General features: G+C 64.5%; 15 protein-coding genes and 1 pseudogene. 10 read left to right on the top strand and 6 right to left on the bottom strand.

The annotated features are described in order from the left end of the window. Positions 1-180: 180 nt before the first annotated feature. On the top strand, positions 181-1,173 hold the full coding sequence (locus MKK62_RS02045) for an Acg family FMN-binding oxidoreductase (RefSeq protein WP_240262639.1): 993 nt from the start codon (positions 181-183) through the stop codon (positions 1,171-1,173). 29 nt (positions 1,174-1,202) lie between these two features. Here the strand turns inward: MKK62_RS02045 and MKK62_RS02040 are convergent, their stop codons facing one another. Beyond that, the gene (locus tag MKK62_RS02040) at positions 1,203-1,724 is read right to left on the bottom strand and encodes a GNAT family N-acetyltransferase (protein WP_240262640.1); all 522 of its coding nucleotides are present in this window, start codon (positions 1,722-1,724) and stop codon (positions 1,203-1,205) included. A gap of 38 nt (positions 1,725-1,762) precedes the next feature. Then, on the bottom strand, positions 1,763-2,593 hold the full coding sequence (locus MKK62_RS02035; protein WP_240262641.1) for a universal stress protein: 831 nt from the start codon (positions 2,591-2,593) through the stop codon (positions 1,763-1,765). Between the two features lie 149 nt (positions 2,594-2,742). On the opposite strand from MKK62_RS02035, the gene MKK62_RS02030 reads away from it, so the two are divergent. The 5 genes from MKK62_RS02030 (at position 2,743) to MKK62_RS02010 (ending at position 8,048) form a co-directional block, all read left to right on the top strand. Further along, positions 2,743-3,924, top strand: coding sequence for a zinc-dependent alcohol dehydrogenase (locus tag MKK62_RS02030; RefSeq protein ID WP_240262642.1), 1,182 nt, complete (start codon positions 2,743-2,745; stop codon positions 3,922-3,924). Positions 3,925-4,086: 162 nt separating this feature from the next. Beyond that, a complete protein-coding gene (locus MKK62_RS02025) occupies positions 4,087-5,136 on the top strand; it encodes a glycosyltransferase family protein (RefSeq protein WP_240263869.1) in 1,050 nt (349 codons plus the stop codon). Next, positions 5,133-6,371, top strand: coding sequence for a glycosyltransferase family 4 protein (locus MKK62_RS02020; RefSeq protein WP_240262643.1), 1,239 nt, complete (start codon positions 5,133-5,135; stop codon positions 6,369-6,371). The genes MKK62_RS02025 and MKK62_RS02020 overlap by 4 nt, the downstream gene beginning before the upstream one ends. Beyond that, positions 6,355-7,218 (top strand): glycosyltransferase, encoded by an 864-nt coding sequence (locus MKK62_RS02015; RefSeq protein ID WP_240263870.1) that lies wholly within the window; start codon positions 6,355-6,357, stop codon positions 7,216-7,218. Before MKK62_RS02020 ends, MKK62_RS02015 begins: the two co-directional genes overlap by 17 nt. After that, positions 7,218-8,048 carry a glycosyltransferase family 2 protein gene (locus tag MKK62_RS02010; RefSeq protein WP_240262644.1) on the top strand — a complete coding sequence of 277 codons (831 nt, stop codon included), beginning with the start codon at positions 7,218-7,220 and terminating at the stop codon, positions 8,046-8,048. Before MKK62_RS02015 ends, MKK62_RS02010 begins: the two co-directional genes overlap by 1 nt. A gap of 10 nt (positions 8,049-8,058) precedes the next feature. On the opposite strand, the gene MKK62_RS02005 is transcribed toward MKK62_RS02010, so the two are convergent. The 4 genes from MKK62_RS02005 to MKK62_RS01990 form a co-directional block, all read right to left on the bottom strand. After that, positions 8,059-8,940, bottom strand: coding sequence for a universal stress protein (locus tag MKK62_RS02005; protein WP_240262645.1), 882 nt, complete (start codon positions 8,938-8,940; stop codon positions 8,059-8,061). A 96-nt stretch (positions 8,941-9,036) separates the two neighbouring features. After that, the gene (locus MKK62_RS02000) at positions 9,037-9,651 is read right to left on the bottom strand and encodes a TetR/AcrR family transcriptional regulator (protein ID WP_240263871.1); all 615 of its coding nucleotides are present in this window, start codon (positions 9,649-9,651) and stop codon (positions 9,037-9,039) included. 34 nt (positions 9,652-9,685) lie between these two features. Further along, the gene (locus MKK62_RS01995) at positions 9,686-10,150 is read right to left on the bottom strand and encodes a MaoC family dehydratase (protein ID WP_240262646.1); all 465 of its coding nucleotides are present in this window, start codon (positions 10,148-10,150) and stop codon (positions 9,686-9,688) included. Then, the gene (locus MKK62_RS01990; RefSeq protein ID WP_434085065.1) at positions 10,150-10,617 is read right to left on the bottom strand and encodes a MaoC family dehydratase; all 468 of its coding nucleotides are present in this window, start codon (positions 10,615-10,617) and stop codon (positions 10,150-10,152) included. Before MKK62_RS01990 ends, MKK62_RS01995 begins: the two co-directional genes overlap by 1 nt. A gap of 364 nt (positions 10,618-10,981) precedes the next feature. Here MKK62_RS01990 and MKK62_RS01985 point away from each other — a divergent pair. From MKK62_RS01985 to MKK62_RS01970, 4 genes and pseudogenes are all read left to right on the top strand, one after another. After that, a pseudogene (locus tag MKK62_RS01985) lies at positions 10,982-12,117 on the top strand (aldehyde dehydrogenase family protein). A gap of 78 nt (positions 12,118-12,195) precedes the next feature. Next, the gene (locus MKK62_RS01980) at positions 12,196-13,617 is read left to right on the top strand and encodes a wax ester/triacylglycerol synthase family O-acyltransferase (RefSeq protein WP_240262648.1); all 1,422 of its coding nucleotides are present in this window, start codon (positions 12,196-12,198) and stop codon (positions 13,615-13,617) included. 10 nt (positions 13,618-13,627) lie between these two features. Continuing rightward, positions 13,628-14,026, top strand: a complete 399-nt coding sequence (locus MKK62_RS01975) for a pyridoxamine 5'-phosphate oxidase family protein (RefSeq protein ID WP_240262649.1) — start codon at positions 13,628-13,630, stop codon at positions 14,024-14,026. A gap of 137 nt (positions 14,027-14,163) precedes the next feature. Beyond that, positions 14,164-15,051 carry a universal stress protein gene (locus MKK62_RS01970; protein WP_240262650.1) on the top strand — a complete coding sequence of 296 codons (888 nt, stop codon included), beginning with the start codon at positions 14,164-14,166 and terminating at the stop codon, positions 15,049-15,051. Positions 15,052-15,081 lie beyond the last annotated feature (30 nt).

The raw sequence follows: 15,081 nt of genomic DNA, 5'->3' as shown, positions 1-15,081 counted from the left end.
CCATGTGCAGAGACTTTCGGCACTGGCATCACCGTCCTAAGTCCCGGCGACCGCGGGCGGTCCGAGTCGGCAAGCGATTCGAAAGCTAGTCACCTTTAGAGCCTTTGGGCCCTAACCAGCCCCGCCGAATCCGCTCATCCTAAAGCAACACACGAGATGACGACAGGCGGTCACAATCCCATGAACGCTTCCTTTCCGGATCGCGACACCGTGAAGACAGCGCTGTCGCTGGCCGCCCGCGCACCATCGGTGCACAACACTCAGCCCTGGCGCTGGCGGGTGGGTTCGAACAGTTTGCACCTTTACGCCGATCGCAGGCTGCATCTTGCCAAGACCGACCCCGACAGCCGCGATCTGACATTGAGTTGCGGTATCGCTTTGCATCATTGTGTCGTGGCGCTCGGCGCGCTCGGCTGGCAATCCAAGATCCATCGGCTGCCGGATCCCGATGATCCCGAGCATCTTGCCGCGATCGAAGTTCACCGCCGGCCGGCCAACGAGCTGGATATCACGCTGGCAGCGGCCATTCCACGACGACGCACCGATCGGCGGCGCTACAGCTCGTGGGAGGTTCCCGCCAACGACATTGCGCTGCTGGGCGCGCGCGCGGCCCGCACCGGTGTAATGCTCCGCCAGGTCAATTCGCGGTCTGGGCTGAAAGACATTATGGTGCAGGCCATTCGTAAGCACGCCACAGACTACGGCTACCTTTCCGAGTTGACGGTGTGGAGCGGACGATACGCATCGTGGGCGGGCGTGCCGGCCCGCAACACCCCGGACGCCGATCCCACGGCTCCGCTCCCGCCGCGGCTCTTCGCGGGCCCCGCTTTGGACCAGCCGGTCGATACCGAACCATCCGACGACAACGCCGTGGTGCTGGCGCTCGGCACCAGAGAAGACGACCTCCTGGCACGGCTTCGAGCCGGAGAAGCCAGCAGCCTCGTGCTGCTGAGTGCCACAGCTATCGGACTGGCCAGTTGCCCAGTCACCGAACCTTTGGAGATCCGCGAGACACGCGATGCCGTGCAGCTCGAGGTCTTCGGGCTCGACGCCTATCCGCAAATGTTGCTTCGCGTGGGTTGGGCTCCGGTCGACGCTGACGTATTGCCCGCCACGCCCCGTCGCCCACTCGGGGACGTCGTCGAGTACCTGGACGGTTCACGGTTCTGCTGACGGCTCGGGACTCGGATTGAGTCGGCTTCTTAGACGGAGTCGAATTCCGCGCCGCTGAGATCGACGTCGAGGTGCACGACACCGCAGTCGTAAGCTTTGCGCTGCGGCTTCAGACCGGCCTCGTGGAGGAGGTCGAACATCGCGGAATTCGCCGATAACACATCGCCGACCAGATGCCGAACGCCGTTGACCCGCGCCACATGCACCAGCCGGCGCAGCAAAGCGGTGCCCACTCCGCGTGAATGATCACCATGCGCAACGACCGCGGCGACGTCCGCTGTCGCAGGCTTGCCGCACATCGCGTAGTTGGCCACCCCGACCAGCTCGTCGGCCTCGAAGGCGCCAAGCGCGTAGTTCTGACCGCCGCTGTCGGTGAGCTGATCGGCCAACTCAGGCAGGAAACCCGGATGGGGGGTGAAAAACCTTAGGTAGAGCTCTTCCTTGGTGAGCCTGTTGTGCAATTCCTTCACCGCATCGATGTCACTTGGGCCGAGCCGTCGCAGCAACACGGTGGCACCGTCGCGGAGCTTAGAGCTGACCGGGTCTTCCATTGCGGCACAGCATATTTCATGGTCGGACCACACGGAGTCTACGGCCGGACGATCAGAACGGAGCATTCAGCGTGCCCGATCATCGAGTGATCATGCGGCCCGATCAGGTTGGCGACCTGGTCCGCATCGCTGCTTCCGATGACGGCCAGCGCAATCGTCCTGTTCGTCACGCCGAGGAAATCCGCGATGCCGTCGCGCGTGGCCGCGCAGTAGACGTCGACGTCCGGGTGGGACTCGTTCCAGCACTGAACTCGGTGTTCCCAATCGCTGTTGGGCATGCGACTGGTCTCCCCGCGCAGCACCTCGACAGCAAGAACCGGCGCCGTGCGCAATCTCGCCTCTTTGATGGCCATTTCGACCACTGCGTCGCTGTCGTCCGACTCATCGATCGCGGCTACGATCAACGGGCTCAGCCGGGTCGCATGGCCTTCGTGGCTGCGGACGATCGCCACCGGGCAGTGCGCATTTTCGGCGACATCAGTGGCCGTCGAACCCAGCAGAGCGCGCGCCAGCCGACCGATACCGGTCGAGCCGATACAGATCATTGCGGCATCGACAGACTCGGCGATGAGTATTGGCGCGGGGTCACCGCGGACGACTTCGGTGTCGACCTTCACCGTCTTGCCGGTGGCGGTCACCGCCGCGCACGCCAGCCGCAGCGCCGTTTCGGCGTATTCGACTTCCATGTCGACGTTGCCGACGGCGCTGAACGGAGCGGGTTCGATCTGGGAGGGGATGGCGTGCACCAGGCGCAGCGGAATGTCCCGCTCAACGGCCTCGTCGACCGCCCATTCCGCAGCCCGGATCGCGGCCTCAGAGCCATCGATGCCCACTACTATTGCTGGGCAGAGGATTTCAGCGGTATCCACGGATGCCTCCTCGTGCAGTCCTCTTCGATTCAGGTGCCTTCAGCGTCGCGGGAGCATCGACCCCGCCGGCAGGGCCATTGGTCATCAGGGGCTCGCCATCGGACCCGCAACGGCTGTTTGCGTTGCCGCCAGGCGGGTACGACGTGAAGATGAAAGCTGTCACTTGGCACGGCAAGCGCGACGTTCGCGTCGACTCGGTGCCCGACCCCAAGATCCAAGAACCAACCGACGCCATCGTGGAGGTGACGTCGACCAACATCTGCGGGTCAGACTTACACCTGTACGAAGTGCTGGGCCCCTTCATGAACGCCGGTGACATCCTCGGGCACGAGGCGATGGGGATCGTTCGCGAAGTCGGGAGTCAGGCAGGTGACCTTCGGGTCGGCGACCGCGTGGTGATCCCGTTCCAGATTTCCTGCGGAAGCTGTGCGACGTGCGATCAGCAGCTCTACACCCAGTGCGAGACGACCCAGGTGCGCGACCAGGGAATGGGTGCGGCGCTCTTCGGTTACTCCGAGCTGTATGGCGAAGTCCCCGGCGGACAGGCAGAACTTCTACGAGTGCCGCAGGCGCAATTCACCCACATCAAAGTGCCTGTCGGGCCGCCCGATTCACGCTTCGTGTACCTGTCCGATGTGTTGCCCACAGCGTGGCAAGGGGTGGCGTACGCCGACATTCCGGACGGCGGTTCGGTCACAGTGCTCGGCCTCGGTCCGATCGGTGATATGGCGTCGAGGATCGCCCACCATCTCGGCTATCGGGTGATCGCGGTCGACCTGGTGCCCGAGCGGCTCGCCCGGGTCGCGGCTCGCGGCATCCAGACCATCGACCTCAGCAACATCGATGAACCCGTCGGAGACGTCATTCGCGAGCTGACCGACGGCCGTGGCACCGACTCGGTCATCGACGCGGTGGGCATGGAAGCGCACGGTTCGCCCGTGACCAAAGCGGCTCAACAGGTCGCCGGCCTACTGCCGGATGCGCTGGGCAAACGACTGATGCAGACCGCGGGTGTGGATCGGCTCGGCGCACTGTACTCGGCGATCGACATCGTCCGCCGTGGCGGGACGATCTCGCTGTCCGGGGTGTACGGCGGAATGGCTGATCCACTGCCGATGCTGACCCTGTTCGACAAGCAGATCACGTTGCGAATGGGCCAGGCGAACGTCAAGCGGTGGTCGGACGACATCATGCCGCTGCTCACCGACGACGACCCGTTGGGAGTCGACACCTTTGCCACGCACGTCCTTTCGCTCGACGAGGCTCCGCACGCCTACGACATATTCCAGAAGAAACAAGATGGCGCGGTAAAGGTGATTCTGCGGCCCTGAGCAAACCGGTTTAACGCCTGCGGCGCCGGGTACTAGTACTGCGCCGCATTCTTCAGCTCGCAGGAATGGATCCCGCGGATCTCAGTGGACAGACGCCGTCAGAGGCCCGTCACTCCTGTCGGTTCCATTTCGTCGAAGGGGATCACGTTGCGTGTTGCCTCGGTGCCGGCGTCGCATGTCTATGTCCGGCATCTGTCGCCACCCGGGATGCCGGATGATGTTGTCCGGCTTGATGATCCGGAGCCCGCGGACGGCCGCAAGGTTCCCGGCGGCTGGTGGCCGCCGCTGATGCTCGAGCCCGGTTGGGTGACGTCCAACCACCGGCTGTTCGATGTATTCCACGTACACTTCGGCTTCGACGCGGTCGGGCCGGACGAGCTTTTCGACGTCACGCGAGAGCTTCACCGGTTCGGCAAGCCGCTGGTCTACACCGTGCACGATCTGCGCAATCCGCATCATCCCGACCCGCGGGCGCACACCGATCAGCAGCAGGTGCTTGTCGATGCCGCTGCCGAACTCGTCACGCTGACAAATGCTGCCGCAGAAGCGATTCGGCGGCAGTGGGGCAGAAATGCCCGCGTGCTGCCTCATCCGCATGTCCTCGAGCAAGCTCGTATCGAGCGGCAGCGACCGCACGGCGAACGTTTTACCGTGGGCGTGCACGCCAAAAGTCTTCGCGCCAACATGGATCCGCTGCCGGTTCTCGACGCGCTGGTCAAAATCGTGGCGGCGCTGCCCTGCGGTGAGTTGAGAATCAATGTGCACGACGAAATCTTCGACCGTGACAACCACTGGTTCGCCCCCGATGCCGGAGCGGCACTGTTGGAGTACGACCGGCACGACCACGTCCGGGTCCGTGTCCATCGGTACTTCTCCGACGACGAGCTGTGGGATTACCTTTCGTCGCTGACCGTGTCGGTGCTCCCGTACCGATTCGGAAGTCATTCGGGATGGTTGGAAGCCTGTTTCGACCTGGGCACCGCGGCCGTTGTCCCGAGTTGCGGCTTCTACCATCAGCAACACCATTGCGGCGTATTCGAATTCGACGAGCACCGCTTCGATGAAGAGTCGTTGCGCCGCGCCATCGATGACCTATACCGCGAGTGGGCGATGGGGCGTTCGGTGCCGCGTGCCACTTGGGCGGCCCGCCGTGCAGAACGCGATCGGCTCGCCGTAGCTCACCGTCGCCTGTACCAGAGCGTGCTGTCATGACGTCTTCGCTGCGGATCGCGCTGATCGCATCCAGCCGATTTCCCATTCGACAGCCGTTCGCCGGTGGTCTGGAAGCGCACGTGTGGCATCTGGCTCGTGCCCTCGCCGGATGTGGTCACGACGTGTCGATCTTCGCTGCGCCGGGCTCGGACCCCGGCATCGGCTCTCGAACGCTGGACGTCCGGCCGTTGTTGATCTCGCCGTCCGCGCGCGCCGACGTGTCGATGACAGCGGGGCCGTTCCTCGCCGATCACCATGCCTACCTGATGCTCATGATGCAGTTAGTACGTTGCACTGCCGATGATTTCGACATCATCCACAACCACAGCCTGCACTACCTGCCGGTCGCGATGGCGCCGATGCTTGCCACGCCGATGCTCACCACCGTGCACACACCGCCGACGCCGTGGCTGGAATCCGCGATCGACGCCTCAGGTGGGGCCGGCACCCGGTTCGCCGCCGTGTCGCAGCACACTGCATCAGCATGGCGGCATGCCATCGCGGACATCAGCGTGGTGCCCAATGGAATCGACACCGACCGATGGCCTTTGGGCGCGGGCGGGGATCATCTGGTGTGGTTTGGCCGCATCACCCCGGAGAAGGCGCCGCATCTCGCCATCGACGCGGCCCGCCGCGCCGGACGGGACCTCGTGATTGCCGGGCCGGTGTCCGACTCGAATTACTTCGAGGAGCACGTCTCGTCTCACCTCGGTGACCAGATTCGGTACGCCGGTCATCTGCACCACGAAGAATTGGCACGCCTCGTCGGGGGCTCTGCCGCGGCCCTGGTGACACCGGTGTGGGACGAGCCTTACGGACTGGTCGTTGCCGAGGCGATGTGCTGCGGAACTCCGGTGATCGCCTTCGCGCGCGGAGGCGTGCCCGAACTGGTTGCGCCTCAGTCAGGTCAGCTGGTCGCACCCGGCGACGTCGCGGGCATGGCGGCGGCCGTGGCGGAGGTGGAGAACCTGTCGCGCGCCGCGGTGCGCCAGCATGCCCTCGAGCGGTGCTCGGCCGAAGCGATGCTGCGCGGTTACCTGGATCTGTATCGCCACACCATCGACACGCATGACGAGGAAAGCCATGATCGGCTACTACATTCACCACTGCGGCTACGGACATCTCGCACGCGCGACAAGCATTGCCGCGAGGCTGGAGAACCCAGTCACGGCGTTGAGTTCGTTACCCATACCGGAACCCCATCCGTTCGCCGAGGTCATTCGTTTAGCGCGTGACGACGATTCACAACAACCGCCGAATCCGACCGCGTATGGGGCTTTTCACTGGGCACCGCACCACGACGACGGACTGCGTGACCGAATGAACGTGATCGCGCGCTGGGTCGCCGACACCCGACCCGACGCCGTCGTCACAGACGTGTCGGTCGAGGTGGCGACATTCGTCCGGCTGCTCGGTGTGCCGGTCGTCGTTATGGCCCTGCCCGGTGGCCGGTTCGACGCACCGCACGTGCTTGCCCACCGGCTGGCGGATCACATCATCGCGGCGTGGCCGCGCGAACTGCTGGCTCCTTCGTGGCTTCGCGGTCACGCGGCCAAGACCAGTTATGTCGGGGGGATCAGCCGATTCGACGGGCGGAGCTGTCCACCCCGCGTCCCCTCAGCCGACACCCAGGTCCTCGTGCTGGCTGGTGGCAGCGAGGATTTCGGCGCCGCAATCGACGACTGCGCACGAGCATGCCCGGCCACTCAGTGGACGGTCGTCGGTGGAACGGCCGGTTGGAAAAGCGATCCGTGGCCGCAGATTTGCGCCGCAGACGTCGTGGTGACGCACGCGGGACAGGGTGCTATCGCGGATGTCGCCGCCGCGCGACGGCGGGCCGTCGTCATTGCGGCGCCGCGCCCGTTCGACGAGCAGGCCGCCACCGCTGAGGTGCTCCGCCGGCATCGCCTCGCCACCGTCGCCCGTGGCATGCCGGACGCCCGGGCTTGGCCCGGGTTGATCGCCCACGCGCTCGCTACCGATCCCCAGAAGTGGGTTCGGTGGGAGGTGTCAGGCGCCGCGGAGCGGGCGGCCGCCGCGATAGAATCCACCGTGCGACGCTGCGCGAAAGCCGTTGTCTAGTGCGCACTGCCGTTATCACCACCGTGTCTGGACGAGGAGCGCATCTGCGCCGCCAGCTCCACGGGCTGCTCCGCAGCACCCGGCAACCCGACATGCATATCGTGGTCGCGCTGGGTGATCGCCGGGTCGCCGGCATCGTCGCCGACGCCGGATCCCCGGCCGTTGTGCTTGACCTGGAGGTCGGCGAGCCGTTGCCGCTCGCCTACGGGCGCAACCAGGGTGCGGCCGCCGCGTTACGAGAGTCCGCGGAGCTCTTGGTGTTTCTCGACGTCGACTGTATTCCGCACACCGAGCTGATCGGTCGCTATCACGACGTGGCCGAGGATCCGCACTATGCCCAGGCTCTGCTGTGCGGTCCGGTCACCTATTTGCCTCCGCCGGGTCCGCGAGGCTACCCGATGGAGGAACTTCCCGCGCAGACCAATCCGCATCCGGCCCGACCGGACCCGCCTGCCGGCGAGGTAGTGCAGACGGTGAACTACCAGCTGTTCTGGTCACTGTCGTTCGCAGTCAGAGCGCAAACCTGGACCAACCTCGGAGGGTTTTGCGAGCGCTACCGCGGCTACGGCGGGGAGGACACCGACTTTGCGCAATGTGCGTCAGCACAACATATTTCGATGTACTGGGTGGGTGGGGCGCATGCATATCATCAATATCATCCGACTGCAGATCCGCCGGTCCAACATGTCGACGACATCATCCGCAACGCCGTGATCTTTCATCGACGCTGGGGGTGGTGGCCGATGCAGGGTTGGCTGGCCGGTTTCGAGCGGGCCGGTCTGATCACCCGCGACGCCCTTGGGCGGCCAGTCAGCGCTGCCAGGAGCTGACCCGGCGGCTTCAGGACGAACAGGCGACGATCACCGGCGCGCGCACGGCCTGGACGACGGCATTGCTGACCGAGCCCAGCAGCATGCCGGCAAGGGCGCCGCTTCCGTGCGTCCCAACCACGACCAGCTGCGCGGACTCCGATGCATCGACGAGCGCGTGCGCCGCTCGGTTTTTGACGAGGCGATTGTGCACCGGAACGTCCGGGAAACGCTGTTGGAGACCGCTCAGCGCCTTGGCCAGGACGCCGCCTTCTTTGGCGGTCGTCGGTGACCAGTCGTAGCCGGGAATTGCATTCATGTCGACGTCATTCCACGCGTGCAGCGCTACTAGGTCGGCGTGGCGAAGCGATGCCTCGTCGAATGCGATTGCCGTCGCGAGATCGGAAGTCGCTCCGTCGATTCCGACCACCACGGGACCATCGGCGGCGTGCTGTCGTTCGCTGTCGCGGATCAGTGCCACCGGGCAATGCGCGTGACGAATGAGCCCGGCACTGACCGAGCCGAGAATGCTGCGGGACAGTGCCCCGCGCCCGCGTGAGCCCACCACTATGAGCTGGGCGTCTTTTGATTGCTCGACGAGCGTCGAGACAGTGGCCGCAGACGACAGCAATTCCCCGTTGATATGTACCTGCGCCGTATCCGACAGGGCATCCTGGGCAATCTTCGACGCGTGGTTGAGCAAGTCGCGGCCCTTCGCTCGTTGCTCGTCGGCCGTTTCTTCGAGTTCCGCGGCTTGGGCCCACACTGCGTCGACGGGGCTCGCCACGTGCACGAGCGTGAGCGGTAGGTTGCGGATAGCCGCGTCGAGCGCGGCCCACTTGACGGCTGCATCGGATTCCGGCGATCCGTCGACACCTGCGATGATTCCGTAACGCTTCGTTGTCTCCACCATGGCGATCTCCTCTCGTCGAAGAGAACGCTAACGCAGTACAGGCCGCGCGCCAGGGGTCTTTGGTCCCGATCTAAGGCTGACGAATGTTCCTGTCTATCAACGGATGTCGGACGCGCGTCGCGGCCGTGAACGGTTGTTGGCGAAACCGTGAACAACATGTGAGCGCACGAAGTCGGCGACCACTTCCGGGTCATCCATGTCCAGCGTCGATGAGGGAGTGCTGAACAGCGAGAAGAGGATTCGCGCGAACCATTCGGCGCTGGCCTGGACGTTGAGGTCCTTGCGGACTTCGCCGGTGAGCTTGGCGGCCGCCAGATGGGGTGCAAAGAAGTCGACGCACTCACGCAGCAGCACAGCGGCATCCTTGGTCAACAGCAGGCTGATGGCTTCTTCGTCGAAGAATTTCTCCGATGCAATCGCGCGCCGAGCCTGGGTGACGAAAACCGCTGCGCGGGCGAGCTTCTCCTCGAGCGACCCCGCGCGGTCCATCGCCAACGACATCTGCCGGTAAAACTGCTCGGAAGTGTGCTCGGCGCAAGCCTCGACGATCGCCGCTTTGTCCCGGAAATACTCATAGATTGTGCTCCGGGAAATTTGCGCCTCCCTGGCGATGTCGACGATCGTCGCCTTTTGCAAGCCCTGCTTGCGAAAGCAGGCGTACGCGGACTCGATGATGAGTTCGCGGGTGTCGGCTGACGCGGCCTGGGTCATGGCTCTTCGCTCGTCGCCGGTCTTGACGCCAGTGTCACGCACCGATCCCCTCGAGGAGGCTCAGGACGGCGGTTCCCGAGACGTGGTTACCGAGGCTGTTGGCGGCTTGGAACGTGACTTCGACGAAATCTTCAGCAGGCCGTCGCCCTGCGGGACCCGGAGTCTTGCCGGTGACGGTGCCGGTGAAGCGCAGCGGGTCGTCCGGAAAGCACGGCACCCCAAGGCGAATGGCCAACTTAGTCACCATTGCCTCGGGGCCGGCCCAGTCGGTGAGGAAACGGATGCAGTACCCGTTCGAGGTCAGGATGTTCATGAACAGGTTTGGCGATCCCTGCTTGTTGGCGTAGGCCACGTCGTGGTGCACGGGCATGAAATCACGGGACGCGATCGCACCGGCTACGATCATCGTCGTGGTCACCGGGACCTCAAGCGGAGTCACCTCGTCGCCGACGTTGATGTCACTCCACTTGAGGGTCGTGGTGCGGGGGATTGTCGCCATCAGCGGGCCGGCTTGAAACGCAGCACCCGGAAGCGTTGCTTGCCAAGGACTTCGCCGTGTTGGTCGGTGTAGGTGAGGACCCACGTCACGAAGAAGCCGGTTCCCAGCGCGGTCGTCTTCTCATCGGAGACTTCCTCGAATACCGATGTCGCGCTGATAACGTCGCCCAGTCTGGGGTAGCGACTGATTTCGAATTCCGAGTTGGTGGCCACGATGCTGGTGTAGCCGGCCTCGTCGAGAAAAGCAGTGGGATTGTTGGTGATTTCGACGGGTGAGCCGCCGCGTTCGCCGATCCCTTCCAGCTTCGGCGCCGGCATCGTCCAGGTTTGCAACATCACCGGCGGCGACACGATGCCGCCGAACCGCGACTTCTCCGCGAACTCCGCGTCGAGGTACACCGGGTTCATGTCGCCCAGTGCATACGCCCAGTGCCGGATCATCGGCTGATTTACCGGGTCCGGGGCCACCGAAGGCCTTGCGGAGCCACCGGTCGGTTGGCCGACAAGTGCTTTCAGCTTATCGAGCAGGTTGGTGTCGGTCACTGAGTGCATCCTCCAGTCTGCTCGGTTGCGTAACGCTCACGTGGCGCACGGCGGAATCGCACCGGCAATCAAGCCTCCTCGCCGCGAACGACCGTACATAAACCGTCGATCTGTCCGATCGACTCTGTCTACTCTGATGGCGCCGATGGTGTCAACAAGCTGCGACCGAAATGAAATGGCAGTGTCTCGTTATCGACATTGACGACAACGGATATGCAGGTGTAGACCGAACGTGAGCCGCCGGAACGTCCATCCCAAAGGAACGAGCATGGCTGACACACGCTCGCTGATGGACACGTACGGCGTTTACATCGACGGCCGGTGGGTCGAGACCAAGAGCCGTTACGACGACGTCAATCCGGCTACCGAGACGGTGATCGCGCCCGTGCCCGACCCGAGTCGCGCTCAGGTCGCCAGCGCGCTCGCGGCAGCGCAAGCGGCCTTCGACACAGGACCGTGGACCGACGCCGGGCCCGAGCAGCGGGCGCGCTACTTGAACCAGCTAGGCGAGGCGCTGCTGGTGCACGCAGACGTGATTTATGAACTCGCGCAACAGGAATAGGGAGGCACGGCGAATGAGCAGGCCGTTCACGTGGAAGGCCGCGCTTTCGCGGCATTGAACGCCGCGGAATAGGCAACCCATCCTGTCGAAGAGCCGATCGACGCCTTCGGCGCGGCTGGTCAGACGCTGCTGCGTTACGAACCACTGGGGGTGGTGTCGATGCTGACCTCGTGGAACTTCCCGCACACGCTCAACGTCATGAAGGTCTGCGCGGCGTTGGACGACGAGAAGTTGCAGCGAATCTTGCTCGAGTCGTGCTCGTTTCACGCCGGGCAGGTCTGCATCCTGCACAGCCGCTTAGTGCTTACCGACGTGATGCATGTCGAGATCGTCGATCGGCTGGCCGCGCTGACCCGATCGGTGAAGGTCGGTGACCCCACCGATCCGCACGTCACGATGGGTCCGTTGATTAGCGAGGCTCAGTGCGCGCGCGTTCAGGCGCACGTGGATCGGACGCTCGACGAGGGCGAAAGTGGTTGTCGGCGGCGGCCGGCCAGCCGGTCTGGACAAGGGGTTCTATTTCGAGCCGACCATCCTCGTCGACGTCGCGCCGGATTCGACGATCGCTCAGGAGGAGGTGTTCGGACCGGTGCTCTCGGTGTTGCGCTACCGCGGTGACGACGAGGCGGTGAAGATCGCGAACAACTCCCGATACGGGCTTTCCGGGGCCGTGTGGGGCACCGACGTCGACCGGGCGTTGGCGGTCGCGCGCCGGGTGCGCACTGGGCAGATCGCGGTCAACGGATCCGGTCCTGGCGGAGCGCCGCGGCGGATTCAAGCAGAGCGGAATCGGCCGAGAAAGTGGCGGCATCGTCGGGGTCCGGCAGTACATGGAGCTCAAGGCGGTGGGACTGCCGGCGTGACGAGAAGTCCCGAGGGCCCGGGCTTTGGTGACTTCTGGCTCTGCCCGATGCTTGCCGCCGGCGAGCACCGTCGTATTCATGGACCACTTATCGACTCTTGACGCGACATTCCTGCAAGTCGAAGACGCCGATCCGCATATCAGCCTGGCCGTCGGTGCGTTGGCGGTCCTCGACGGTCCGGCACCCGAATTCACGGATTTCATTGCGGGCCTTGGTGCGCGGCTGGCGGAAGTCCCGCGGTTCCATCAGGTCCTGCGCACGCATCCGCTGAATCTCGGTGCCCCGGAGTGGGTCGACGATCTTGCATTCGACGTTCGCCATCATGCCCGGCGCGCGGCCGTGGTGCATCCAGGCGACGACACTGCGCTCTTTCAGCTCACAGCAGATCTGATGGAGCGCAGGCTCGATCGCGATCATCCGCTGTGGGAATGCTGGATGATCGAAGGCCTGCAGAACGGTCAGTGGGCCATCCTGATAAAAATCCACCACTGCATCGCCGACGGGATTGCCACCGCTCAGCTGCTCAACAGGCTCGCCGACGACCGCAGCGATACGTTCGCCCGCAAACTTCATCCGGTGCCGGCACTCCCCGATGACGACGGAGCGGGCTTTTCGGTGTTCGATCCCCGTGACTGGATCAGCCGGTTGTGGCGCACTTCGTTGGCCGTTACGGACGCCGCGGTGCGGGCGGGAGAGGGCATTCTCGAGGTCGGCTCCGCGCTGATGCGGCCGGCACAGCCCACCGAGCTGAGCGGTCATATCACCGGCATGCGGCGATACGTGGCTGTGAGCGTCCCGCTGCGCGAGGTGCGGAAAGTGTGCAAGGCCTACGGCGTCACGGTCAACGACGTTGCGTTGGGAGCGATTACCGCGAGCTACCGCGCCGCATTGCTCCGTCGACGCGAGCGGCCTCAGTCGCGGTCGTTGCGCACGCTGGTGCCGGTGTCGGTGCGTTCGGGGAGTGCGCTGGACCAGTTCGGCAACAACGTGTCGTTGCTCCTGCCCTACCTTCCGGTCGAGGAGTCCGACCCGCTCGAACAATTGCGCACCGTTCAGCGGCGTCTGACCGCGGCAAAGCGTAGTGGCCAACGTCAGGGTGGCAGCCTGGTGGTTGCAGCGACGAACTTGCTGCCGTTTCCCATGACGGCGTGGGCGATACAAGCGATGGCGCGGCTGCCACAGCGAGCCGTCGTCACGGTCGCAACCAATGTTCCCGGGCCGGCAAAGCGGTTGAAGGTCATGGGCCGGTCAGTCGTCCGCGTGCTGCCGATTGTGCCGATCGCGCTGCGGGTGCGCACCGGTATCGCGATTGTGAGTTACGCCGACGACCTGACATTTGGAATCACCGCCGACTATGACGCCGCATCGGATGCGAACGAGCTTGGAAATGGCATCGTCGACGCGGTGCATCAGCTCGCGGCGTCGGCAACTGCGCTGCGATCACTGCGCGACGGAGCCCATTTACCCGGTTCGCGCAGTGCGCGTAGTGCGCGCAGTTAAGAAGCCTGCAGTGTCAGTGCACACGCTCAACCCGTCACAGCGGGAGCAGTGGATCGAGCTGATCCGGAAGGCGTCGGTGGGGCGTCTCATCTTCACCGAACTGGCTTTGCCTGCTGTGCAGTTGGTCGAGTTCTGTTGTTGGCGTGACGATGTGGTGGTACGGGTAACCGACGCTCCGGTGCTGGCCGCTGTGTCGCGAAACCAGGTGCTGGCTTTCGAGGCAGATGAATTCGACGCAGATCTCGAAAGCGGATGGAGTGTCACGGTGGTTGGCCACTCCGCTCCCGTCACCAAGGTGCCCGAACTTATCGAGTTGTCCGGAATGTTTTCTCGGCCGTCGGCTGGTGGCCGATGGGATTACTTCGTGCGGATCCGCTGCGAAAGGGTGTGTGGTCGCCGGTTTGGCTGAGCTGACGCGTCCCATGGCGACAGTCTCCGGTCTGCGGGTGGGAGGACCAATGGCCCTGGATTGCGGCGGCCGGACCCGCAAGTGTGAGTGAAGGGATTGCAGTGCGACCCCACAAGCGTGACGCCGGAGGAGCAATGATGTTCGAGACCTCAACGAAATACGGCATTGTCGTCGGTGTAGACGGATCGCCAGAATCTGATGCTGCTGTCCGCTGGGCGGCACGTGAAGCGTCGCTGCGCGGCGAGCCCGTCACGCTGATGCATGTTGTGCAACCGATAATCACCAGCTGGCCGGTGAGTGCCGGTCAGCTCGGAGTTGCCGAATGGCAGGAAGAAAACGCACGGCGGGTCATCGATCAAGCACAGGCAGACGCCCGCTCGGCGAATGAGTCGGAGCCACAAGATGTTCGCAACGAGGTGCTGCACGCGACCCCGGTGGATGCGCTCGTCGACGCCTCAGCCGATGCTCGGATGGTCGTGGTGGGTAGTCACGGCAGGGGCGCCCTCGGGCGTCTTCTGATGGGCTCGGTCAGCAAGGCCGTGCTGGAGAACGCCCACTGCCCGGTGGCCGTCATCCACGCCAGTGGCGGTTCGGCCGTCGTCGACCCGTCAGCGCCGATCCTGCTTGGCATCGACGGGTCACCCGCCTCGGAGGCCGCTACGGCGTGGGCATTCGAGGAGGCATCGCGTCGCGCGGTCGCGCTGACCGCACTGCACGCCTGGAGCGACGTCGGGGTCTTCCCGATCTTCGGAATGGATTGGCGTGAGTATCAAGAACAAGGTGAAGAGCTGCTGGCCGAACGCCTGGCCGGGTGGCAGGAACGTTACCCCGATGTGCACGTCACGCGACGGCTGGTCTGCGATACGCCCGCTCACTGGCTGATTCAGTTAGCGCAACGCGCGCAATTGGTGGTGCTCGGTAGCCGCGGTCGTGGCGGTTTCGGCGGGATTCGGCTGGGCTCGGTGAGCGCAGCGGTAACCCAGTCGACGACTGTGCCGGTCGTCGTGGTGCGTTCGGGGCGCTAGGCGCTACCGGCCCGGTACGACCAACGTCCC

It is taken from the genome of Mycobacterium paraterrae (assembly GCF_022430545.2).
Lineage (GTDB): Bacteria > Actinomycetota > Actinomycetes > Mycobacteriales > Mycobacteriaceae > Mycobacterium > Mycobacterium paraterrae.
Note: the sequence above shows the minus strand (reverse complement) of the source record. Positions and strands in the feature narration are given on the sequence as shown.

Excerpts from the sequence above, each read along its gene's own strand:
- MKK62_RS02045 (WP_240262639.1), top strand. The coding sequence starts at position 181 with ATGAACGCTTCCTTTCCGGATCGCGACACCGTGAAGACAGCGCTGTCG.
- MKK62_RS02040 (WP_240262640.1), bottom strand. The coding sequence starts at position 1,724 with ATGGAAGACCCGGTCAGCTCTAAGCTCCGCGACGGTGCCACCGTGTTG.
- MKK62_RS02030 (WP_240262642.1), top strand. The coding sequence starts at position 2,743 with ATGAAAGCTGTCACTTGGCACGGCAAGCGCGACGTTCGCGTCGACTCG.
- MKK62_RS02020 (WP_240262643.1), top strand. The coding sequence starts at position 5,133 with ATGACGTCTTCGCTGCGGATCGCGCTGATCGCATCCAGCCGATTTCCC.
- MKK62_RS02005 (WP_240262645.1), bottom strand. The coding sequence starts at position 8,940 with ATGGTGGAGACAACGAAGCGTTACGGAATCATCGCAGGTGTCGACGGA.
- MKK62_RS02000 (WP_240263871.1), bottom strand. The coding sequence starts at position 9,651 with ATGACCCAGGCCGCGTCAGCCGACACCCGCGAACTCATCATCGAGTCC.
- MKK62_RS01995 (WP_240262646.1), bottom strand. The coding sequence starts at position 10,150 with ATGGCGACAATCCCCCGCACCACGACCCTCAAGTGGAGTGACATCAAC.
- MKK62_RS01980 (WP_240262648.1), top strand. The coding sequence starts at position 12,196 with ATGGACCACTTATCGACTCTTGACGCGACATTCCTGCAAGTCGAAGAC.
- MKK62_RS01970 (WP_240262650.1), top strand. The coding sequence starts at position 14,164 with ATGTTCGAGACCTCAACGAAATACGGCATTGTCGTCGGTGTAGACGGA.